Origin of the sequence: Hymenobacter psoromatis, from assembly GCF_020012125.1 — a bacterium.
GTDB classification, from domain to species: domain Bacteria; phylum Bacteroidota; class Bacteroidia; order Cytophagales; family Hymenobacteraceae; genus Hymenobacter; species Hymenobacter psoromatis.
In genome coordinates, this window is record NZ_JAIFAG010000001.1 from 476,274 (window position 1) to 497,268 (window position 20,995).

At 62.0% G+C, this 20,995-nt stretch carries 19 protein-coding genes; 11 read left to right on the plus strand and 8 right to left on the minus strand.

What is annotated here, in order from left to right; translation table 11 throughout:
- Positions 1-132: 132 nt before the first annotated feature.
- Positions 133-1,659 carry a hypothetical protein gene (locus LC531_RS02005; RefSeq protein ID WP_223648658.1) on the minus strand — a complete coding sequence of 509 codons (1,527 nt, stop codon included), beginning with the start codon at positions 1,657-1,659 and terminating at the stop codon, positions 133-135.
- A gap of 155 nt (positions 1,660-1,814) precedes the next feature.
- Positions 1,815-2,066 carry a 30S ribosomal protein S20 gene (gene rpsT, locus LC531_RS02010; protein WP_223648659.1) on the minus strand — a complete coding sequence of 84 codons (252 nt, stop codon included), beginning with the start codon at positions 2,064-2,066 and terminating at the stop codon, positions 1,815-1,817.
- 243 nt (positions 2,067-2,309) lie between these two features.
- Here rpsT and LC531_RS02015 point away from each other — a divergent pair, with 243 nt between their 5' ends.
- Positions 2,310-3,284, plus strand: coding sequence for a YheT family hydrolase (locus tag LC531_RS02015; protein ID WP_223648660.1), 975 nt, complete (start codon positions 2,310-2,312; stop codon positions 3,282-3,284).
- An 80-nt stretch (positions 3,285-3,364) separates the two neighbouring features.
- Here the strand turns inward: LC531_RS02015 and LC531_RS02020 are convergent, their stop codons facing one another.
- The gene (locus LC531_RS02020; RefSeq protein WP_223648661.1) at positions 3,365-3,673 is read right to left on the minus strand and encodes a cupin domain-containing protein; all 309 of its coding nucleotides are present in this window, start codon (positions 3,671-3,673) and stop codon (positions 3,365-3,367) included.
- 220 nt (positions 3,674-3,893) lie between these two features.
- Here LC531_RS02020 and LC531_RS02025 point away from each other — a divergent pair, with 220 nt between their 5' ends.
- The 5 genes from LC531_RS02025 (at position 3,894) to LC531_RS02045 (ending at position 7,976) form a co-directional block, all read left to right on the plus strand.
- Complete coding sequence (locus LC531_RS02025) at positions 3,894-4,736, plus strand: serine O-acetyltransferase (RefSeq protein WP_223648662.1); 843 nt, start codon at positions 3,894-3,896, stop codon at positions 4,734-4,736.
- Positions 4,737-4,829: 93 nt separating this feature from the next.
- Positions 4,830-5,756: a cysteine synthase A gene (gene cysK, locus LC531_RS02030; protein ID WP_223648663.1), complete on the plus strand. Its 927-nt coding sequence runs from the start codon at positions 4,830-4,832 to the stop codon at positions 5,754-5,756.
- Positions 5,757-5,849: 93 nt separating this feature from the next.
- On the plus strand, positions 5,850-6,668 hold the full coding sequence (locus LC531_RS02035; protein ID WP_223648664.1) for a tryptophan-rich sensory protein: 819 nt from the start codon (positions 5,850-5,852) through the stop codon (positions 6,666-6,668).
- A 76-nt stretch (positions 6,669-6,744) separates the two neighbouring features.
- Complete coding sequence (gene tpiA / locus LC531_RS02040; RefSeq protein ID WP_223648665.1) at positions 6,745-7,506, plus strand: triose-phosphate isomerase; 762 nt, start codon at positions 6,745-6,747, stop codon at positions 7,504-7,506.
- A 125-nt stretch (positions 7,507-7,631) separates the two neighbouring features.
- Positions 7,632-7,976: a 7(1) septoil knot domain-containing protein gene (locus LC531_RS02045; protein ID WP_223648666.1), complete on the plus strand. Its 345-nt coding sequence runs from the start codon at positions 7,632-7,634 to the stop codon at positions 7,974-7,976.
- Positions 7,977-8,071: 95 nt separating this feature from the next.
- Here LC531_RS02045 and LC531_RS02050 read toward each other — a convergent pair whose 3' ends face one another.
- Both LC531_RS02050 and LC531_RS02055 read right to left on the minus strand, forming a co-directional pair.
- The gene (locus LC531_RS02050) at positions 8,072-8,398 is read right to left on the minus strand and encodes an OmpA family protein (RefSeq protein ID WP_223648667.1); all 327 of its coding nucleotides are present in this window, start codon (positions 8,396-8,398) and stop codon (positions 8,072-8,074) included.
- Between the two features lie 14 nt (positions 8,399-8,412).
- Positions 8,413-9,117: a hypothetical protein gene (locus LC531_RS02055; RefSeq protein ID WP_223648668.1), complete on the minus strand. Its 705-nt coding sequence runs from the start codon at positions 9,115-9,117 to the stop codon at positions 8,413-8,415.
- Between the two features lie 172 nt (positions 9,118-9,289).
- On the opposite strand from LC531_RS02055, the gene prmA reads away from it, so the two are divergent.
- The 5 genes from prmA to LC531_RS02080 all read left to right on the plus strand — a co-directional run bounded on the left by prmA (position 9,290) and on the right by LC531_RS02080 (position 18,553).
- On the plus strand, positions 9,290-10,120 hold the full coding sequence (gene prmA / locus LC531_RS02060; RefSeq protein WP_223648669.1) for a 50S ribosomal protein L11 methyltransferase: 831 nt from the start codon (positions 9,290-9,292) through the stop codon (positions 10,118-10,120).
- A 59-nt stretch (positions 10,121-10,179) separates the two neighbouring features.
- A complete protein-coding gene (locus LC531_RS02065; RefSeq protein ID WP_223654029.1) occupies positions 10,180-15,789 on the plus strand; it encodes a hypothetical protein in 5,610 nt (1,869 codons plus the stop codon).
- 48 nt (positions 15,790-15,837) lie between these two features.
- Positions 15,838-16,476 (plus strand): glycerol-3-phosphate 1-O-acyltransferase PlsY, encoded by a 639-nt coding sequence (gene plsY / locus LC531_RS02070; protein WP_223648670.1) that lies wholly within the window; start codon positions 15,838-15,840, stop codon positions 16,474-16,476.
- 8 nt (positions 16,477-16,484) lie between these two features.
- Positions 16,485-17,051 (plus strand): GNAT family N-acetyltransferase, encoded by a 567-nt coding sequence (locus LC531_RS02075; protein ID WP_223648671.1) that lies wholly within the window; start codon positions 16,485-16,487, stop codon positions 17,049-17,051.
- A gap of 131 nt (positions 17,052-17,182) precedes the next feature.
- Entirely contained in the window at positions 17,183-18,553 is a 1,371-nt protein-coding gene (locus LC531_RS02080; RefSeq protein WP_223648672.1) for a dipeptidase, read from the plus strand.
- Between the two features lie 84 nt (positions 18,554-18,637).
- Here the strand turns inward: LC531_RS02080 and LC531_RS02085 are convergent, their stop codons facing one another.
- From LC531_RS02085 to LC531_RS02095, 3 genes are all read right to left on the minus strand, one after another.
- A complete protein-coding gene (locus LC531_RS02085) occupies positions 18,638-19,243 on the minus strand; it encodes a porin family protein (RefSeq protein ID WP_223648673.1) in 606 nt (201 codons plus the stop codon).
- A gap of 117 nt (positions 19,244-19,360) precedes the next feature.
- Positions 19,361-19,969, minus strand: coding sequence for a porin family protein (locus LC531_RS02090; protein WP_223648674.1), 609 nt, complete (start codon positions 19,967-19,969; stop codon positions 19,361-19,363).
- Positions 19,970-20,129: 160 nt separating this feature from the next.
- Positions 20,130-20,831: a porin family protein gene (locus LC531_RS02095; RefSeq protein WP_223648675.1), complete on the minus strand. Its 702-nt coding sequence runs from the start codon at positions 20,829-20,831 to the stop codon at positions 20,130-20,132.
- Positions 20,832-20,995 lie beyond the last annotated feature (164 nt).

Here is a 20,995-nt window from a genome sequence, read left to right on the forward strand (position 1 = left end):
TGAACGATTCGCAATGGCTCTTTCGCTTAGCCACAGATAGTTCATTAAGCAAAAAAGGCCGCCCAAGTGGGCGGCCTTTTAGTTGTTGCGAATCGTCCACAAAATCTGTGAAATCTGTGAAATTCGTGCTAATCAATGGTCTAGTTTCCAGGTTAAGGGCAGCATATTAGGTATGAATAGCTGCACGAGGTAGAGGCCGGCGGGGATGGTAGCTACGGGGAGGGGTAGGGCCGTTTGGCCGGCCGATACCGGCACGCTCCATACGCGGCGGCCCAGCGCATCGGTGAGGGTCAGCGTGGTGCCCGCCGGCGCGGGCGCGGCCAGCGTGAGGATAGCCGCCTCCGCGGCCGGATTGGGCGCGAGGGTGGCCGCCGCGGCGGCCAGTGCGGCGCGGGTTGGCAGCAGGCTGGCGTAGTCGGCTGGCTGGCCGCAGCTTACCGCACCCCGGCGGTAGTAAGCCAACACATTTTCGTAATAATCAATAAAGTAAGTGGGCCCTACCCCCAGCGTCGGCCCGAAGGTTTGGCCTACTGCCAGAAAATCAAGCCCCGGCAGGTATTGGCTCGCGTCGGCGTTAGAGGCGTAGACTTTCAGGAAAGGTAGCATCTCAGGTTCGGCCAGGCACGAGCTAGGGCCGGTTTGCAAGGCGTAGCCCCGGCCCATCAGCAAGGTGCCTGAAGTAGGAGCGGTATCTGGTCGGTATTCGCCCGCGAGGAGTCCCAAGAACGGCCACTGCGGCGAAGCGCCCGTGCGCAGTGAAAAGGCCCAGCGCCCCTGCTTCACCGGGCTAAGCGTCGTAACCAGCGGGCCGATGCAGCTAGGCGCGAGGGTATTCGTCACGCGGTCCTGCTCACTGTGAGTAAAAATCAGACTATCAGTCGTTTGTTGGCGGCTGAGAATGCGCCGCAGCCGGTAGCCGTGCTGGCATTGCAGCGCCGCGAATACGGGAGGCGACAACTCGTAGCCTACCTCATCGCCCGCGCTCAGCGCGAACAGCACGCGCGGGTCATAAGGACCCAGGCCCGGTTGCGGCGGGCCGTATTGCTGCCAGGCGGGGGGTAGGGGGCCGCTGGCCGGCAGCGCCAGCCACGGCGGCCCTTGCAGCAGGCCGTGCAATCGGCTCAGCCGTAGCACCTGCCCGTTGCTGAGCGTGATGGTGGCTACCGAATCGGGGGTAGCGCCGGCCGGGTCCGCCACCCGGCTCGTGAGCGTGGCCGTGAGGGCCGGCTGCGTGCTGGCGGCCCAGGTGCTGCCCACGGCGGCGCGGGGCCGCAGTAGCAGCGCTACCGGTGCGGCCGGCCCACCCAGCGCTGGCTCAGCATCGGCTTCGAGGTAGTAGTCGGCGGTGCCGGGGTGCCAGCGCAGGCGCGCGCCCAGTAGGTTGTTGCGGCTCTTGCGGAGGGGGTAGGTGCTGCCTGGCACGGGCCGCAGCAGTCGGTTGAAGGCATACACCGAGTCGCCGGCCGGGGTGACGTAGGCCGAATCGACGCGCAGCGTGTGCACCGCCGTAGAGGGGGTAGGGTCGCTGGCCGCGAAGCTATAAACGAAGCCCGGCCGAAACGGCCGCCACGTCGGGGCTTGGCCGTACGCTCGAAAGCCACCCAGTTGGCTCAGTAGTAAGAGAAGTAGCAGGTAGCCGTGCCGCATCGCGCTTATCAATTAAGAGGTGAATAGCGCAGGCAAAATACCGAAGAATATTCTTAATTCAACCTTCACGCAAAAAGCCCTGCCGGGGAGGGCAGGGCTTTTTGGTAAGAAGCGCGGGACCGAACGGTGGGGCGGCAGAGTCCGGCCCCGCTAGAACTCGTCTCGCGCTAAAGCGCGTTGACGAGTTTTGTCAGCTTGCTTTTGTTATTGGCAGCTTTGTTTTTGTGGATGATGTTCTTCTTGGCCAAGCGGTCCAGCATCGACGACACTTTGCGGAGTAGCTCCTGCGCGGCCGTTTTATCGGTGGTGCCACGCAGCTTCTTGATGGCCGTGCGGGTAGACTTGTGTTGGTAGCGGTTTAGTACGCGCTTCGCTTCGTTGCTACGGATGCGCTTAATAGCCGACTTGTGATTTGCCATGACAAAAAAGATTCTATAACTGGAACGACCGATGGGCCGTGGGTTTTCGCTTTGGGAGGGCAAAGGTAGGAAAATATTCTCACATTTACCAGCACTGGCGCTATAAAATTTTGGCTCAATGTGCAGATGTCCCAGTATTTTTCCGCCAAAGTTTGCCACGACACCGCAGTGACTCACGGTAAATCCTGCGCTGCCTATCAAACCATTACTTACCAATCAGTAGCCCTTAATCGTTAAAATTATATGCCTTTGCTACCTTCTCTTGGTTACCACCCGGCGGCTTGGCTAGCCAACGGCCACCTGCAAACCATCGCGGCCAGCGTGCTACGCCGGGTGCCGGAGGTGCGCTACCGGCGCGAGCGCCTAGAGCTGTCCGACGGCGATTTTCTGGACCTCGACTGGTCGTGGGCCGGGCCTGCGCCGGGCGGGCGGCTAGGCATTGTTTCGCACGGGCTGGAAGGCAGCAGCGAGCGGCCTTACGTGCGCGGCATGGTGCGCGCGCTCAACCAGGCGGGCTTCGACGCGCTGGCCTGGAACTACCGCGGCTGCGGCGGCGAAACCAACCGCCTGCTGCGCGCCTACCACCTCGGCGATACCGACGACCTAGCCACTGTTATCAGTCATACTATCAATGAGAAAGACTACCCGGAAATTTACCTGACCGGTTTTTCAGCGGGCGGCAACGTGACGCTGAAATACTTGGGCGAAGACCCGGCGCGGGTGCCGCCGCAGGTGCGGCGAGCGGCTGTATTCTCGGTACCAACCGACCTCAAGGCCAGCTCACTGCACATCAGTCGCTGGCAGAATAAAGTGTATTTGCGGCGCTTCATGCACTCACTGCGCGAGAAAATGCGGGCTAAAGCCGCATACCTGCCCGGCCAGCTCGACCTGACTGCCCTTGACGAGTTGCGCGACTTCCCGCAGTTCGACGCGCGCTACACGGCTCCGCTGCACGGCTTTGTCTCGGCTGATGACTACTACGAGCGGGCGGCTTCGGGGCGCTATCTGGCGGGTATTCGGGTGCCCACGCTGCTGGTTAACGCCCTGAATGACCCCTTCCTACCCCCCAGTTGCTACCCCCGCGAGGCGGCCCGCGCCAACCCGTGCTTCTACCTCGAAACGCCTGCTGCGGGCGGCCACGTGGGCTTCAACGATAACGGCCCGGCTGGCTCGTATTATTCCGAGCGCCGGGCCGTGGAGTTCTTTAGCGGTAAGTAAGCAGATGAGAGCCGTTTTGTCATTGCCGCGTTGCGCTCGCAATGACAAAACGGCTCTCATCTGCTTACTTACCTACTCATTTACTGAGGAGGCGATGTTGCCTCGATGGCCGTGAAAGCTTCCAGGATTTTATAGGTGTGCGAGGCTCCCTGGGGCACGAGGTAGGATGCGCCGGGCTCCAGCGGGGTTACTTTGCCTTCGAGATGCAGCTCGGCGCGGCCTTTTAGCACGTAACCGACCGTTTCATAGGGGCGGCTGCTGAGGGGCTTGGACTCGCCGGGCTGCTCGTTTTCCCAGAGGCGGAGCGAGACATGTTGGCCGGCGGCAAGGTGCTTGGCCCCATCGGCATCGGGGGTGGCGGTATTGGCGTTGATGTTGGGAGTAGACATAGTTAGGAAAATGTAAAAACGGCGCGGGTATTCCGCATCGGCAAAAAGTAAGGATAGGCCAGCGGCCGGCTCCCGGCTTGGCTAAACGGCGGGGCCGGGCCGGCGGTTGTGTCGCGGCCAGCCCAAAACCTTCGGTAAGCTCGTCGGGTTAAGAGACCCAAGCCGCTCGTGCCCTCCGGCGCGGCGCGCTTATTTTTCCGCCTACCCCCATGATTCTGCCGTGTCTGCTATCGCCCTCGAAACGTTTGCTGAGCAATTGGCGCGGGCGCACGCGGCCGTGCCCACCGCCTTACCGGGGCCGGCGTTCTGCGCGCTAGCCGAGCAGGTGCTGGCGGTGCTCTTCCCGGAGCGCGCCGCCCGGCCGCTGGCCGGCACCGATGCCGTAGCCGCTACTCTCTACCACTTGCAAGTCGAGCTGGCTGCCCTGCTAAGCGAGGTACCTGGCCTGCCTACCCCGCCCGCGCCGTTGGCCGCTGGCCTGTTTGGCGGCTTGCCCGCGCTGCGCGCCGCCCTACTGCTCGACGCCCAGGCCACGCTGGCCGCCGACCCCGCCGCCCAGGATTTGGCCGAGATTCTGAGTACTTATCCCGGCTTCTACGCCACGGCCCTGCACCGGCTGGCCCACGCCCTGCACCAGCGCGACGTGCCGCGCCTACCCCGCCTGCTGAGCGAGTATGCCCACCAGCGCACGGGCGTTGACATTCATCCGGGGGCGCGCATTGGGCCGGCGTTTTGCATCGACCACGGCACGGGCATCGTTATCGGCGAAACGGCCGTAATTGGGGCGCATGTGCAGCTCTACCAGGGCGTTACGCTCGGCGCGCTCAGCGTGACGAAAGCGTTGCAGGGCCTCAAGCGCCACCCCACCATCGAGGACCACGTGGTGGTTTATGCCAACGCGACCATTCTGGGGGGTAGCACCGTTATCGGCCCGCACAGCGTTATCGGCGGCAACGTGTGGCTGACCGAGAGCGTACCCTCGCACTCGCGGGTGTATCACCGCGCCCAGCTCCGCATGGCCCGCCAGGATGACCCCGCCGGCGAGCTGATGTTCTCCATTTAAAAATGGTTTAACGGCTGGGTAGCTTGTCAAGTTGGTTTTAACGAGCAATTCACCCAGCTAATAGTCCAACAGTCCACCCATCTAATTTTACCCATGAAAGCCAATTCCATTCTCGACGTTATCGGCCACACGCCGCTGGTTAAACTCACTAAATTATTCGCCGCCGAGCGCCCCGACGTGGAGGTGTGGATGAAGCTGGAGCGCCAGAATCCGGGCGGCTCCATCAAGGACCGCATTGCGCTCCGCATGATTGAGCAGGCCGAAAAAGACGGAATTCTGACCAAGGACAGCCACATTATCGAGCCTACCTCGGGCAACACGGGGGTAGGGCTGGCGCTGGTGGCCGCCGTGAAGGGCTACCGCCTCACGCTGGTGATGCCCGAGAGCATGAGCATCGAGCGCCGCCGCCTGATGCAGGCTTATGGGGCCAGCCTGGAGCTGACTCCCCGCGAGGGCGGCATGAAAGGAGCCATCGCCAAGGCCCAGGAAATGGTGGACAACACGCCGGGAGCCTGGATGCCCATGCAGTTCTCCAACCCCGCCAATATTCAGGCGCACATCGATACCACGGCGCAGGAAATTTTGGCCGATGCGCCGGAGGGCGGCTTCGACATGCACATCACGGGGGTGGGCACGGGCGGCCACATCACGGGCGTCACGCAGGTGCTGAAGCCGCTTTTTCCGAAGATGAAAACCTACGCCGTGGAGCCGGAAGCTTCGCCCGTTATCAGTGGCGGCGCGCCGGGGCCGCACCCGCTGCAAGGCATTGGCGCGGGCTTCATCCCGGAGAATCTACACGTCGATTTGCTCGACGGCACCATTCAGGTAACCCGCGACGAAGCCTTTGAGATGACGCGCCGGGCAGCCAAGGAAGAAGGTATTTTGTGCGGTATCTCATCGGGCGCGTCGCTGGCCGCCGTGGCCAAAAAGCTGGCCGAGGTGCCCCAGGGCGGCAAGGTGCTCACTTTCTGCTACGATACCGGTGAGCGGTATTTGTCGGTCGAGGGGCTATTCGTATAGCATACGTTTCAGCGTGTGCGAGTTGGCATTTGAATAAGCCGGTAACTTCCGGCCCGGATGCTACCCCGCACACGCTAAAGCGTATGCTACTTCATGGAAAACCTCGAAACTCCGGCTGGCCGCTTCTGGCGCTGGCTGCTGCCCGTGGCGGTAGTGGCCTGTCTCTACGTCAACTACGTTTACAACGCCCACCCGCCGGCCGGCGCGCTCTCCAACGGAGCCATGTCGGCGCGGCACCCTACCCTGCTCACGCCGGCGGGTTATGCCTTTAGCATCTGGGGCATCATTTTCACGGGGCTCGTGGGGTATGCCGTCTGGCAATGGCTGCCCGCGCAGCGCGGCGCGGCCCTCCCCACGCAACTCAACAGCCTGCTGACGTGCGCCGTGCTGATGACCACCGCCTGGACGCTGGTGTTTAGCTACGGTCTCATCGGCCTCAGCCTCACCGTGATGCTGTTTATTTTGCTGCTGCTGGCCCAGGCTTACGGGCGGGCGCGCCGGCTGGTGCGGCTGCTGTACGCGCCCGCCTGGCCAGTGTGGTTTCTGAGCCTGTACCTGGGCTGGATAACGCTGGCGGCGGTACTCAATTTCATCTTCGGCCTGCGCGATGGTTTCGGCGCGCACGGCTGGCAGTGGTCAACCCAAAGCAGCCTGCTGGGTTGCTACGCGCTCCTCATAGTGGCGGCCGGGCTGGGCGTGGCGCTGGCCTGGCACTTCCGCGATGCGCTCCTACCCCTGCCCATTGCCTGGGGCCTGGTGGGCACCTGGGTAGCCCAACAAACGGCCGCGCCCGACCTGGCCCGCACGGCATTAGGGGCAGCCGTGGCCCTGCTGGTGGGCGCGGTGCTGGCCGGCTGGCCCCGTCAGCGGCCGCCGGTGGCGCAGCCAGATGCGGCGGCCTTGGCCGGGTAGGAGGGGGTAGGGGCGGGTAGCGTTACTTTTGCGGCGGCCCGCGGTGGGCCGCCTTTCTCGCTTTAGCCCTACCCCGATGCGCCAGAATTTTGTTGCCGGCAACTGGAAAATGAACCTCACCCTGCCCGAAGCGCGGGCCCTGACCACTGACATCGTGCGGCTGCTGGCCGATGAGCTGCCCGGTGCCCGGCCCCAGCTCGTACTTTGCCCGCCCTTTCCGCTGCTGCTGGCCGTGGGCGAGGTGCTGGGTCAAAGCGGCCCGGCCCTGGGCGCGCAGAACTTCCACCAGATGGAAAGCGGGGCCTACACCGGCGAAGTCTCGGCCAAGCAACTGCACTCGGTAGGCTGCCAGTACGTGATTCTGGGCCACTCGGAGCGCCGCCAGCACTTCCGCGAAGACAATGCGCTACTGGCGCAAAAGCTCAAAACCGCGCTGGCGGCCGGCCTCCAGGTGATTTTTTGCGTGGGCGAAAGCCTGGCAACCCGCGAAGCCGACGAAACCTTCGACTTCATCGGGCAGCAGCTGGCCGAAGGCTTGTTTGGACTGAGCGACGCCGAGATGGAGCAGGTCGTGATTGCCTACGAGCCCATCTGGGCCATTGGCACGGGGCGCACAGCCAGCAGCGCGCAGGCGCAGGAGGTGCACGCCTTCATCCGGCAGCAGGTGGCGGCGGCCTACGACGCGGGCATCGCGGCCAACACCACGATTTTATACGGCGGCTCGTGCAACGCCCAGAACGCCCGCGAGCTCTTCTCCCAGCCCGACGTAGACGGCGGCCTCATCGGCGGCGCGTCGCTCAAGGCGCGCGATTTTGTAGATATCAGTAAGTCGTTCTAACCCAGTTGTTGGGGTAGGGCGGCCGCAATTCAGGCAGCATTTTTGTTGGCTGCGCCATCTGCTTCCGAGCATCTTTCCTCACCTTCAACTCCCGAGCGGCCATGCTTTCCTTCCTGCTTTCGCTAGTGCTTTTGCTAGCTCCGCCCGCCGCGCGGGGGGTAGGGGCGGCCCCGCACCCGCTGGGTACCGTGGAGCCCTGCAAGATTTTTGGCTCCGTGTACCTGGAGTACGACCCGCACCGGGCCAACGCCTGCTTTGCCGTGGTCTACATCGAGCCCGAAAAAGCCTTTGCTGACGTGCTGATATTCAACGAAACCAACAAGCTTTTCGCCGACAAAGCCGGCCTCTGGTGTCCGTCCGAGAACCGCGAGTTTGCCGACTATGTGCTCTACGTCACCACCGACCGCAGCCGCGCCGACTTCGCCATTCACTACACTACCGTGCGCTCGTTCGCGGGCTGTAGGCAGTAGGGCGCAGGGAGAATTGAGAATTAAAAATGATAAATTAAAAATGAAGGAGTCACTAACCTCATTTTTAATTTATCATTTTTAATTCTCAATTTTCCTCACTGCCGCACCAGTTCCACGCGGCGGTTTTGGGCGCGGCCGGCTTCGGTATCATTGTCGGCCAGCGGCCGGGTTTGGCCGAAGCCGCTGGCGCTCAGGCGGCTGGGGGCGGTGCCCTGGGTCGTGAGGGCGGCCACCACGGCGCGGGCACGGTCCTCGCTCAGCTGCTGGTTGTGGGCGGGCGTGCTCGTGTTGTCGGTATGGCCCTGCACGGCCAGGCGCAGGCCGGGGCTTTGCTGAAGCAGCGTCAGCACCTCGGCCAGCACGGGTTGGGCATCGGGCCGCAGGGTGGCTTTATCCGGATCGAAATTCAGATAAAGGGCCACGTGGCCCTCCGTCGCTAGTTTTTTTTTAGCTCGGCGGCGGGCGTCACCGTTAGCTTCTGAGGCATAGCGGCCCGCTCCACCACGTTGAGCGTATAGCTATAGTGGTCGGGTACTAGCTGCACCCATACTTCCTTGTCTTTTTGCCGGATGAGGTAGGTGTCCGCCGACTTGCCGGCATCCAGGCCGTGATACTTACTGTAGTCGTCGCCGACCTTATCCCGCGCTTCACCGGGAATTTCGCCCGACCATACCTTGACTCCGCCCAAGGTTTTCACCAGGTTTTCGTAGTTGCGCTCCATCATGAGCTCCGAGGTTTCCTTCTGCTGATTAATCGACACATATTGGCGCCGTAGCACGTGTCCCTCCACGGGGAGCATCTGCTTGCCATCATACACGTAGAGACGGTCAAACTCATAGTCCGTGCTGTCGGAGGGCACGTTCAGGTGGTAGCCGGGCAGCTTGGCGAGGTAGGGAAAGCTGCCCATATTGGCCGTCGAAACCGGCACCGAACTCAGGTCAAACGTTGCGTCGGTGGCCGGAGTGGCGGCCGGCGTGGTGGCGGCTACCCCGGCGGCGGGCACGGGGGTAGGGGTGCCGCTACCGGCGGTGGGCAGGGTGGCAGCCGTGGTTTGCTCGGCGGCTTTGTCCTTATTGCCGCAGGCGCTGAGGCCGCCGGCTAGTAGCAGCGCGGCCAGAAGGGGTAGGCGAGATGTCATCATGAGAAAAGAAGAACAGTGAGGGGAGTTTTCGCTTGCAAATAAAGGGGTTAGCGCACGGGTAGCAGGCTTTGGGTAAGAGAATGTAGTGGCCCGGCCCGGCCTGGCGGCCGGTTATCGGCGAACTTTGGGGGCATTCTGCTTTTTTATCGCTCGCCCTACCCCCCGCATTACAATGGATTTTATTGAACTGACCGTGCAGGCCCCGCCCGAGCTGGCCGACATCCTGGTGGCCGAGCTGGGCGAAGTCGGCTTCGACACCTTCGAGGACAACGACGCCGGCTTCTGCGCCTACACCACCGAAGAAGCGTTTGACCGCGACGCGGTGGCCGAGATTATGAGCCGCTACCAAGGCATCGGTGAGCTGGAGTTTTCGGACCGCGTGATAACCCGGCAGAACTGGAATGCCGAGTGGGAAAAAAACTTTCAGCCCCTCGTTATCGCCGGGCGCGTATCGGTGCGCGCCCCGTTTCACCCCCGGCCGGCCGGCGTGGAGTACGATATGGAGATAATGCCGCGCATGTCGTTCGGCACCGGCCACCACGAAACCACGGCCCTCATGATTGAGAATCAGCTCGACCTGGACCACCAGGGTAAGCGCGTGCTGGACATGGGCTGCGGCACGGGCATCCTGGCCATTATGGCCGAAAAACTGGGGGCGCGCCAGGTGCTGGCCATCGATGTGGAGCCCTGGACCGTGGAAAACGCCCGCGATAACGCCCAGGAAAACCATTGCCGCACCATCGAGTGCCGCCTCGGCGGGGCCGAATTGCTGGCCGACGAGGTGCCCTTCGATATTATTTTGGCTAACATCAACCGCAACGTTTTGCTGGAAGATATGGCCGCCTACGTGCGGCTGCTACCTAGCGGGAACCCAATTTTATTCAGTGGGTTTTACGAGGAAGATTTACCTAAAATAACTGTCGAAGCCACGCGTTTAGGGCTGGTTTATAACCGCCACCGGACCCTGCGTAGCTGGGTTTCAGTAATTTTCACGAAATTGTAGGCCGCTTCGGTATTGCTGGGGCTTTTTCGCCAGATTAATCTGGTTTTAGTCCTATTTTTATGAAGCGTCTATTTATTATTTTTTCCTGTTTATCGCTATCCCTACCCCCCCTGTGGGCCCAAACCGCTAAGCCAGTTGCCCCGCCTGCCCCGGCCGGGCGCGTGGCTGGCGAGGTGCGCCCGGCCCAGGTGGCGGTAGCCCGCTTCACGGGCCACCTCTCGCCCGACCCGGCGCAGTTCATCATCGACGTGCGAACGATGATGCTGGCCACAAATAATGCCGGGGCCAAGGCCCTCGGCGACCAGTTGCGGCAGCTCTGGGGCAGCAACCAGCTCACGGCCAGCCAGCAGACGACCATCGCGGCGCTCTCGCAAAAAATGCTGGATAAGAAGTTGCGGCCTATTCCGCACCTCACGGCGTTTTTTAGCGCGCTGGTGGGCGGCAAAACCAAGGCTGGCCTCAGCGACGCGCAAATGGACCAGTACTTGGCTACCCTGGGGCAGTCGGTAGCCCAGGACCCGGCCGCCGCCGTGGACAAGTACCTGATGGCTACCGCGCAGGTGCTAAACGGCGGCTACGTGTACCACTCGGGCTTCAACACGCTGCGGACGACCGGCGGGCAGCTGTCGTTCGCGTACAAAGCCGCCGCCGCGCCCGACCCCAACGCCTCGTTTGATACGTCGGCCGCGCCGGCCCCGGCCGCCAAGCCGGCCGCCCTACCCCCCGCCAAAGCGGCCAAGCCCGCCGCCAAGCCGAAGCCCAAACCAGTAGCCAAAAAGAAGCGCGCCAGCGACGGTTGGGACGCGCCCGACCTGTGGAGTACCGGTAGCAAGGCCGGCAAGGACGATGGCTGGGGCCCGCCCATCGGCAGCGCGCCCAAGAAAAAAGCCGCCAGCGATGGCTGGGGTGCCCCCGCCAATGATGGCTGGGGCGCGTCCGCGAAGAAGAAAACGCCGGCCAAGGTCGTGGCCAAAGGGCCCGGCAAGCCGGCCGCCCGGCCCGTGGCTGCCAAGCCCGCTACCCCCGCCGTGAGCACCAGCGACTTCGACCAGCCCTTCGTGCCCTCGGCGGCGGCGGCCTACGATGCCTACTACCCCCCCGCCGTGAGCGGGCCGGTTATCGAGCTGAAAGATGCCGACCTAGTGCTGAGCACCAAGGGCGATTCTATTGTATTGCACCACGTGAGCGGCACCGTGGCCCCCGGCAGCAGCCGGCTGGTAGCCACCAGCGCGCAGCTCGACTGGACCATCAAGGGTAACCCCGTGTCGGCCGCGCTGGCGGGTTTCGACTTTGATTTGAGCAAGCCCGAATTCACGGCCCAGCCCGTGACGCTGACCTACGCGGCCCTGCTCGAAGCGCCCGTGAAGGGCGCGCTCAGCTACAAGAGCGTGCGCCGCAAGCCGGGCGCGACGGAGAGCAGCTACCCCCGCTTTATTTCGCTCACCAATGATGCCCGCATCAAGGACCTGGGGCCGGGTATTACGTACCGGGGCGGCGTGTCCATCGCGGGTAGCCAATTGCTGTCGGCGGCGCTCGATGGCTCGTTTTCGCACCTGAGCGTGCGCCAAGAGCAAATGCTGCGCTTCCGGGCCGCCTCGCGCAAGTTTGAGCTGAGCGACTCGGTGATTGCGGCCGGCCGGGCGGGCATCGCCCTGTATACCAGCACCGGCGACTCCATTACCCACCCTGGGGTAGAGCTGAAATATTTGAAGGGCAAGGAGCAGCTGAAGCTGCTGTACGAGAAGGGCTTGTACCGCAACGCGCCGTACTCCGACTCCTACCACCAGGTGGATATCCGGGCCCAGATGCTGGTCTGGAACCTGCGTGAGCCCAAGATGGAGTTCAGCATCATCACGACGCCGACCCAGGTTTCGGCCGATTTTGAGAGCAAGAATTTCTTTTCCGATACCCGCTACCAGCAGCTCAAAACCATCAACCGCCTGCACCCACTGCAAATGCTGCTGGGCTACAGCATCACCCACGGCCACGGCAGCGTGCTGAACCTGCACGACGTGGCCGAGGCTACCCACACCTCGGAAGCCAACCTGCGCTCGGCGGCGGAGGGCCTGGCCCGCGAGGGCTACGTAGACATCAACCAGCAGACCGGGGAGGTAATTCTGCTGCGCAAGGGCCGGCACTACGTGGGCGCGGCCCGCGATAAAAAGGACTTCGACCACATTGATATCAAGTCGCTGACCGGCTCGGGCCGCAGCGCTACCCTCGATTTGGCTTCCAACCAGCTCCAGCTGCGCGGGGTAAAGCAGTTCAGCTTCTCCGATGACTCTTCGTCGGTGGTGGTGCAGCCCGATAGCGGCGTGGTGCGGCTGCTGCGCAACCGCGACCTGAGCTTTGGCGGGCGGGTGAAGACGACGATTTACGGCTTCAAGGGCCGGGATTTTCACTTCGACTATGATGGCTATTACATTGATATGCCGCAGATTGACTCGCTTACCATTCGGCGGCGCAACAACAAGAAGGCCCGCAACTCCACCACCGCCGACGGGGTAGCGCTCACGGCCAAATTCACGCTCACCAACAAGAATAAATTTCAAACCGGCCGGCTGTACCTGAATGAGCCGACCAACCGCTCGGGCCGCAAAAAGATGCCTAAGTATCCGTCGTTTACCTCCACTTCGGGTGCCTTCGTGTACTTCAACAAGCCCGACGTGCTGGGCGGCGTGTACGACTCGACCACCTACTTCGACGTGCCGCCGTTCAGCTTCGATTCGATGGGTACCGGGCGCTCCACGGGGCGCTTCATCGGCACATTTCACAGCCCGGCGCTGCCCCCGATTAAAACCGCCCTCACGACCCAGGAAGACGGCTCGATGGGCTTTAAGCATATCGTGCCGGCCGGGGGCTACCCCCTCTACGGCGGCAAGGGCCACCTCTCGGGCGGGGCTAAGGTGGAGCTGAACGGGCAGGGCTTGCAGTCGAACGGCACCGTGACCTACCTCATGGCGAAGCTCGAAAGCGACCGCTTCGTGATGTACAACGACTCGCTGACCGGCGAGGGCAAGGCCGGTTCCATCGCGGCCAGCGCCACCTCACCCAAGGTGAGCCTACCCCCCGGCTACCTCATCAACTGGGGCGCGCGCACCGACTCCTTGCATTTGCGCACGCCGGCCAGCGGCACCCCGGCCAAACTTTACGCCGACCACACCTTCAAGGGCTCGCTGCTGGTGACGCCCGCCCTGGTGGGCGGCTCCGGCCGCCTGGATGGGCCGCAGAGCTACGTGCGCTCCGAGGAGCTGGTTTTTAAGAGCGACTCCTACACCGGCCAGAAGGCGCTACTGAGCATTAAGTCGGCGCAGGCGGGCAAGCCCGCGCTGGTAGCCAGCGACGTGGGCTTTCGCTACGATTTGAAGCAGGGCTTCGCCGAATTCAAGCGCGAGGACGGCAGCAAGGCCGATATCGACCTGCCGTACAGTGCGTTCCGTAGCTCGCTGAGCGAGGGCCGCTGGGACTTTAAGCGCAAACGCGTACAGCTGCGGGCCGCCGGGGCCGACTCGGCGCGCTCGTACTTTACCTCCACCATGCCCGAGCAGCTGGGCCTCAAGTTTAAGGCCACGGCCGCGACGTATGACCTGGCCAAGTACAAGCTGCAAGCCCGCGGCGTGCCCTACGTGGCCATCGCCGACTCGTGGGTGCTGCCCGATTCGGGCCGGCTGGCGGTGCTGCCGGGCGGGCGCTTTCAGGAAATTCAGCGGGCGCGCATCCTCATGGATTCGGTCACCAAGTTTCACCAGCTCTACCTGGGCAAGCTCGTGCTGAAGTCGCGGCTCGAATTCACGGGCCAGGCCAAGTACACGTTTAAGTACGCCAACGGGGATTCTACTTCCATCACATTCAGCGACTTCCGGCCCGACTCGGCGGCCTTTCACCCTGCGGTGACGGCCAACCGCAAGCGCGGCCTGCTGGCGATGGCTAGCCGCAAACCCATCGATATATCCGGGCCTCCCCCCGGCGTGAGCCTGACCGGCGGGGCCAAGGTGGCGGCCGACGACCACTTCAACCTGGCCCCGCGCCTGGGCTACCGGGGCGAGGTAACGCTGAACTCGCAGCGGCGCGGCCTGGCCTTTGAGGGCGACGTGCGGCTGAATTTCAGCAAGAATAAGACGGCCTCGGAGTGGGTAGCCATGCGCGATACCGTGAACCCTAAGAACATCAATATCAACCTGAAGGAAGCCAAGGGGGAGGACGGCGAGCCGCTGCTGGCGGGCCTGTTCTGGGGTGACGATAAGCCCGGCCTCTACCCCCTGTATTTCGGCCGGCCCTCGTTCCCGACCGACCTGCCGATTTTCAAGGTAGACGGGATGCTGCACTACGACACCAAGGCGGGCATCTACACGCTGGCCCGCCAGGACCTGGCCGACCCTAACCAGTACGAGGGCGCGACCCTGACTTACAACGAGACAACCGACCACCTGACCTGGCGCGGCCCCATGACCTTCACCAACCCCAGCAAGAACTTCACCCTGGCCGGGGCCGGCGTGGGCGTGGCCGCGCCCGACTCCGGTGCCTACCGGGTGCGTACGCTGCTGACTTTCGAGGCCACTATGCCGGCCAAGAGCGTGGAAACGCTGGCCGCCAACCTGGCCAAGCTCACGAAGTCGTCCACGGATGCCATCGGCAACTCGCCCGACGACGTGTACAACGTGGCGCAGATTGGCGGCAACCCGGCCGGCCGCAACTTTGCCGACCACAAGATGGGTGCGGCCCCCGACGCGCTGCAAAAGCTCTCGCCCAAATTTCTGCGCACCCTGGTGCTGAACCGCGCCGACCTGCGCTGGAATGCCCAGGAGCGGGCCTGGTACTCGGTGGGCCCGCTGGGGGTAGGCGGCGTGGGCAAGCAGCCCTTCAACGCCCTAATGAACGGCCTGCTCGAAATCAAGCGCGTGGACGGGCAGGACTACGTGGAGCTGTACCTGGAGCCCTCGCCGGGCGCGTTCTATTACTTCCGCTACGATAAAAACGTGCTCGTTACGCAGTCTCTGGACGAGAAGTATAACTATACCATCAGCTCCAAGGCCAAGTACGACTACAACACGGCCACCGAGTACGGCGTGTTTCTGGGCGATTTGGACGAGGTAGAAGCCTTCCGCACCCGCTTCCGTAAGACGTATTTAGGCGAGTCGGCCAAAGATGCCCTGGCCCGCCGCAAGGCCACGGCCGCCGCCGAAGAGCAGATTGCGCAGGAGAAAGCTGCCGCCGAGGAAGCCGCCCTGGCCGCCATCGAGGCCAAGAAAAACCGCCGTAAGAAGCCCGGCGAGGCCGCCGACGATGCCGCCAACACCGACGCCGGCCTGGGTGAGCCGCCGGTGGAGGCGAGCCGCAAGAAAAAGAAGAAGGATAATGACCCCTTCGGCGACGGCGTGATTGAGTCGCCCCCGGTGGAGCCGGCCAAGAAGGGCAAGGAAAAAGCGCCTACCCCCGCCCCGGCCGCCGAGCCCGCTACTAAGGCGAAGAAAGAAAAGGCCAAGCCCACCGACCCGGCCGCCGACCCCAATGCTGAGCCGACTGCCGAACCCGCCAAAAAGGCGAAGAAGGAAAAGGCCAAGCCCACCGAGCCGGCCGCGGACCCCAATGCCGAGCCTGCGCCCGACCCGGATAAGAAGTCGAAGAAGAAAAAGAAGAAGGGCGAGGAAGACCCCTTCGGTGATTCGTAAAAAAGTAAGCCGCCCCGGAGCCATCCGGGGCGGCTTACTTTTACGCTCATGCTGTGGATACTTTTGGCGCTGCTCACCGCCTACCTGCTGGGCTCCATTCCGACGGCGCTGTGGGTGGGCCGGGCGTTTTTCAACCTGAACGACATTCGCGAGCACGGCTCCGGCAACGCCGGGGCCACCAATACCTTCCGGGTGCTGGGCAAGAAAGCCGGCAGCTTCGTGCTGCTCGTAGATGCGCTAAAGGGCTTCGCGGCGGCTTATTTTCTGCCTGATATGTTGCTGACCCAGGGCGTTATCGCCCCCGAAAACCTGTTTTACTACCGCCTGGCCTGCGGGGTGCTGGCGGTGGTGGGGCACATTTATCCGGTGTTCGCGCAGTTTCGGGGCGGCAAGGGGGTAGCCACTATCTTGGGGATGATGCTGGCCATCGCGCCGGCCACGGTGGGCGTGGCGCTGCTGATATTTCTGGCGGTGCTGGGCACCACGCGCTACGTGTCGCTCAGCAGCATGACGGCCGGTGGGGCCTTCGCGCTCTTGCAGCTCCTACCCCCCTTCCGGCCCGCCAACCCGCTGCAAGTGTGGTTCGGCTTTTTGCTGGCCGCCATGCTCATCTACACCCACCGGGCCAACATCGGCCGCCTGCGTGCCGGCACCGAGAGCCGCGTGCCGCTGTGGGGCAAGCGCTGAACCCGGCCATGCCGCCTACCCCCTTCCCCAGCCTCGAAGCCCCACGCCTGCGGCTGCGCGCCTTCGCCCCGACCGACGTGTCGACCATCGTAACGCTGGCTAATGACTACGAGGTGGCCAAAAACACGCTCAACATTCCGCATCCCTACCACGAGGAAGATGCCCGGCAGTGGGTACAGCACACGCGGGAGAGTTTTCAGCAACAAGCGGCCTACACCTTTGCCCTGGAGCTGCGCGCCACCGGCGAGTTCATCGGCGGCATTGGTCTCAACCTGGAACCGCGCTTCGACCGGGCCGAGGCGGGCTACTGGCTGGGCCGGCCGTACTGGGGTAGGGGGCTGGCCACCGAGGCGCTGGGCGCGCTGCTGCGCTTCGGCTTTGCGGAGCTGGGGCTGAATAAAATCTATGCCACGCACTTCGCCGAAAATCTTGCTTCAGGCCGCGTAATGCTCAAAAACGGGATGGTGAAGGAAGGCGAGCTGGCGCAGCATACCAAGCGCGACGGCCGCTACCACGACCTCTGGCAATATCGGCTGCTGCGGGCGGAGTACGTGGGCCGCGCGTCAGCACGATAGCACATAAGGCAGATTCATTTGCACGGGAAAAAGAAGCGCTGGTCGCTTGGAAGGGGCGGTTGAGCGTAAGCCATGCCTTGCTCATGACCAGCGGCCTACTTTTGCGCTCCCCTTTATCCCCGTTCCACCTTATGACTACCCCCGCTTACCTTACCCAGCACCAAAATCGCTTTCTCGAAGAGCTAATGGACTGGCTCCGTATCCCGTCCGTATCGGCCGACCCGAAGTTTCACGGCGACGTGCTGCGCGCCGCTGACTTTCTGAAAGCCAGGCTCGAAGAAGCCGGCGCGGCCAACGTAGAGCTGTGCTCCACGGCCGGCAACCCCATCGTGTACGGCGAGTATTTCGTGGGCCCCGACCGGCCCACCGTGCTTGTATACGGGCACTACGACGTGCAGCCCGCCGACCCCTACGAGCTATGGAATTCGCCGCCCTTCGAGCCGGTCATTCAGGATGGAAACATCTATGCCCGCGGTGCCTGCGACGACAAAGGCCAGGTGTACATGCACGTGAAGGCCCTGGAAATGATGCTGCGCGACGGCGGCGCGGGCGTTCCTTGCAACCTCAAATTCATGTTTGAGGGCGAGGAGGAAGTAGGCTCCGACAACCTGGGCATCTTTGTGAAAGCCAACCAGGAAAAGCTTAAAGCCGATGTCATTCTCATCTCCGACACCGGTATTTTAGCCAACGATGTGCCTAGCATTGAGGTGGGCCTGCGCGGCCTTAGCTACCACGAGGTGGAAGTGACCGGCCCCAACCGCGACCTGCACTCCGGCCTCTATGGCGGCGCGGTGTTGAACCCCATCAACGCGCTCTGCGATATGATTAGCAGCCTGCACGATGCGGACTGCCATATCACCATCCCCGGCTTTTATGATAACGTGGCTGAGCTGAGCCCCGCCGAGCGTGCCGAGCTGGCCCAGGCCCCGTTTTCCGAAGCCGACTTCAAGCAGAGCATCGGCCTGCCCGCCGCCGTAGGCGAAAAAGGATTTACTACCCCCGAGCGCACCAGCATCCGGCCCACGCTCGACGTGAACGGCATCTGGGGCGGCTACATCGGCGAGGGTGCCAAAACGGTGATTCCCGGCAAGGCGTTCGCCAAAATCTCGATGCGCCTGGTGCCGCACCAGACCAGCGACGAGATTACGGCGCTCTTCCAGAAGCACTTCGCCAGCATTGCCCCGGCCGGCGTCACCGTCCAGGTGCGGCCCCACCACGGCGGCGAGCCCGTGGTGACGCCCACCGACTCGGCCGCTTACCGCGCCGCCGCCAAGGCCCTCACTACTACCTTTGGCAAGGCACCGGTGCCCACCCGCGGCGGCGGCTCCATCCCCATCGTGGCCATGTTTAAGAGCGAATTGGGCCTCGATTCGGTGCTGCTCGGCTTCGGGCTGGATAGCGACGCCATCCACTCGCCCAACGAACACTTCGGCGTGTTCAACTTCCTGAAAGGCATCGAAACCATCCCCGAATTCTACAAAGAATACGCGGCGGCGCGGTAAGTTTCGCGCCGCCCTACCCCCGCTAAAAAGCCCGGCCGTTGTATAGCGGCCGGGCTTTTTGAGGGGGGTAGGGAGCTGCCGCGCTTAGTTGAACGAGTACGTAGCGTAGAGCTGAAAGGCGCTGTTGCGCGTGCGCTGCTGGACCGTAACTGGCCCAACAAGGTAATTCTTATACACGTTAGTAAACTCGCCGTTATAGCGCAGCCCTACCCCCAGGCCGTGCTTGAGCTGGTAGCCCAGGCCGCCTAAGTAGCCAAAATCAATGGTTTTGAAGCTATTAGTTGCGTCAGCAGAGGTATTGCCCACTTCACTTTTAGCGGCGACCAGAAAGCCTACCTGTGGCCCGGCCTCGAAAAAAAAGCCGTCGGTGTTGACGTGAAAGGCCAGCGGCACGTCGATGTAGTGCAGGCGCAGGCTTACGTCGCTGTTGTTGCCCAGATGCGCGCCCTTCTGCGAGTAAATAATTTCGGGCTGAAAGGCAAAGAGCCGAGCAAAGCCAATATTGGCGAATACGCCGGCATTAAAGCCGAAGCGGCTACTGAAGACGCTGGCATCCTTGCCCACTAGGTCAGTGAGCGACGCGCCGGCCTTGAGGCCCAGCGACACGTTGCCGCCGCGCCCGCGGTACTGCGCGTGAGCGACCGTGCTAGCGCCCAGGGCCAGGGCGAGGAATAGAACTACTTTTTTCATAAAAAGGGAAGCGAACTAGGTTGACCGGGCAAAGCTACGGCTCCTCTCGGTGCGGGGAGCAGCAAAAAGCCGGCCCCCGCAAGGGAGCCGGCTTTTTGCTGCTAGGCATAGTGACTATTACTTGCCGCCAAACATATAGGTCAGGTACAGTTGAAAAGCACCGTTGCGAACGGCATCGCTGTTGCTCGTATTTCCTTTGCTGATGTCGGTGAAACCCCCATTATAGCGCAGGCCAATGCCTGGGCCACTTGCAACCTGGTAACCCAAGCCAGCCGCATAGCCAAAGTCTACGCTTTTTATCTGGTCTTTAACGTCTTGGGATATTGATTGACCACTGACATCGACGGAAGCGTTAGCCGATGCCAAAAAGCCAATTTGTGGGCCAAGCTCAAAAAATAATCCCCCCGCGTTGATGTGCGCCAAAACTGGTACGTCAATGTAATTAAGCTTAAGCTTGCCGGTGTAATTGCTTCCGGTAGAATTATCGGTAACCTTAGACCCTTTCATTGAAAACAATACTTCCGGCTGCACCGAGAAAGCATCGTTTACGGCAAAATTGGCGACCAAGCCACCATTGAAACCAAACTTGTAATCGGCTCCGTCTGACCCTTTACCGGTAAAATTAGTTAGCGACGCCCCGGCTTTAATACCAAAATGAGCGCTCTGTGCCTGTGCGGTACCAGCTAACCCAACGGCCAATCCTAATAGTAAAAAAACTTTTTTCATAAATGAGTTGAAAAAATGAAATGTGTGTGAATTGCTTAGCAAAGCTATTGCCAAAAACCTGATGATTCACTTTTTAGTAAAATAGTATAATAAAATACCAAAAAATGAAAAAAGCCAGCTTCCACCAGGAAGCTGGCTTTTTGAAAAGTCGGACAGAAATCTAGCTTTTACCGCCAAACAGGTAGTGCACCTGTAACTGGAATACCCCGTTGTGGAAGTTGTTGCTGCCCTGAAGCGGGGCGCTACCGGTGCCGAAGCCATCCTTATATACATTCGAGAAGTCGCCGGTGTAGCGCAGGCCCAGGCCCAGGCCGCTGGTGAGCTGGTAGCCGATGCCGCCCACGTAGCCGACGCCTACCGGCACGAGACGGTCGCGGGTGTTGAATACCGTCACTTCGTTCGGGCTACCCGCTTTGTCGCCCTGCGGGCGGAAAAACTCGCGGTCGCCGAGCGCAAAGCTAGCCTGCGGGCCCAGCTCGAAGAACAAGCCCTTGCCTTCCTCACCGGTGGTTACTTTGAACAGTACCGGCACGTCAATATAAGATAGGGTAGAGCGGTACTGCTGGCCGTTGTAGGGGGCCAGCGAGTTGCCGGCGGAGTAGTTGGCCTGGTTAATAAAAGCGCCCTTCTGCGAGTACAGGCCCTCAATCTGAAGCGAGGTCATGTCCGAGAGACCATAATTGACGAGTACGCCGGCCGCGAAGCCCGGCTTGAAGCCCGTGTTGGAGCCGGTGTCGCCGCCGCCCGTGTAGGAGCTGAGGTTGAAGCCGCCTTTGACACCATATTTTAAAACGCCGCTTTGGGCGTGAGCAGCATCGGCCAAGCCGGTAAACAGAGCGAGGGAAAGCAGTAATTTTTTCATGACAGAAAAATGGATTTATTCGCTCCTGGCCAGTTGAATGATAGAATAATGGGAGGAAACAGCCAGGATTTCGCCTTATACTAGCCAGGGTCGCGGGGGTTACAAAATGAATAAAATTCGGGCTTTTAATGGGAGCGCTTGCGAGGGCTCCGAAGCGGGGCGTA

What these genes read in the sequence shown, in the direction of transcription:
- LC531_RS02095 (WP_223648675.1), bottom strand. Translation starts at nt 20,831, where the DNA reads ATGAAAAAATTACTGCTTTCCCTCGCTCTGTTTACCGGCTTGGCCGAT.
- LC531_RS02065 (WP_223654029.1), top strand. Translation starts at nt 10,180, where the DNA reads ATGAAGCGTCTATTTATTATTTTTTCCTGTTTATCGCTATCCCTACCC.
- rpsT (WP_223648659.1), bottom strand. Translation starts at nt 2,066, where the DNA reads ATGGCAAATCACAAGTCGGCTATTAAGCGCATCCGTAGCAACGAAGCG.
- tpiA (WP_223648665.1), top strand. Translation starts at nt 6,745, where the DNA reads ATGCGCCAGAATTTTGTTGCCGGCAACTGGAAAATGAACCTCACCCTG.
- cysK (WP_223648663.1), top strand. Translation starts at nt 4,830, where the DNA reads ATGAAAGCCAATTCCATTCTCGACGTTATCGGCCACACGCCGCTGGTT.
- LC531_RS02035 (WP_223648664.1), top strand. Translation starts at nt 5,850, where the DNA reads ATGGAAAACCTCGAAACTCCGGCTGGCCGCTTCTGGCGCTGGCTGCTG.
- LC531_RS02055 (WP_223648668.1), bottom strand. Translation starts at nt 9,117, where the DNA reads ATGATGACATCTCGCCTACCCCTTCTGGCCGCGCTGCTACTAGCCGGC.
- LC531_RS02085 (WP_223648673.1), bottom strand. Translation starts at nt 19,243, where the DNA reads ATGAAAAAAGTAGTTCTATTCCTCGCCCTGGCCCTGGGCGCTAGCACG.
- LC531_RS02080 (WP_223648672.1), top strand. Translation starts at nt 17,183, where the DNA reads ATGACTACCCCCGCTTACCTTACCCAGCACCAAAATCGCTTTCTCGAA.
- plsY (WP_223648670.1), top strand. Translation starts at nt 15,838, where the DNA reads ATGCTGTGGATACTTTTGGCGCTGCTCACCGCCTACCTGCTGGGCTCC.
- LC531_RS02075 (WP_223648671.1), top strand. Translation starts at nt 16,485, where the DNA reads ATGCCGCCTACCCCCTTCCCCAGCCTCGAAGCCCCACGCCTGCGGCTG.
- LC531_RS02020 (WP_223648661.1), bottom strand. Translation starts at nt 3,673, where the DNA reads ATGTCTACTCCCAACATCAACGCCAATACCGCCACCCCCGATGCCGAT.
- LC531_RS02090 (WP_223648674.1), bottom strand. Translation starts at nt 19,969, where the DNA reads ATGAAAAAAGTTTTTTTACTATTAGGATTGGCCGTTGGGTTAGCTGGT.
- prmA (WP_223648669.1), top strand. Translation starts at nt 9,290, where the DNA reads ATGGATTTTATTGAACTGACCGTGCAGGCCCCGCCCGAGCTGGCCGAC.
- LC531_RS02015 (WP_223648660.1), top strand. Translation starts at nt 2,310, where the DNA reads ATGCCTTTGCTACCTTCTCTTGGTTACCACCCGGCGGCTTGGCTAGCC.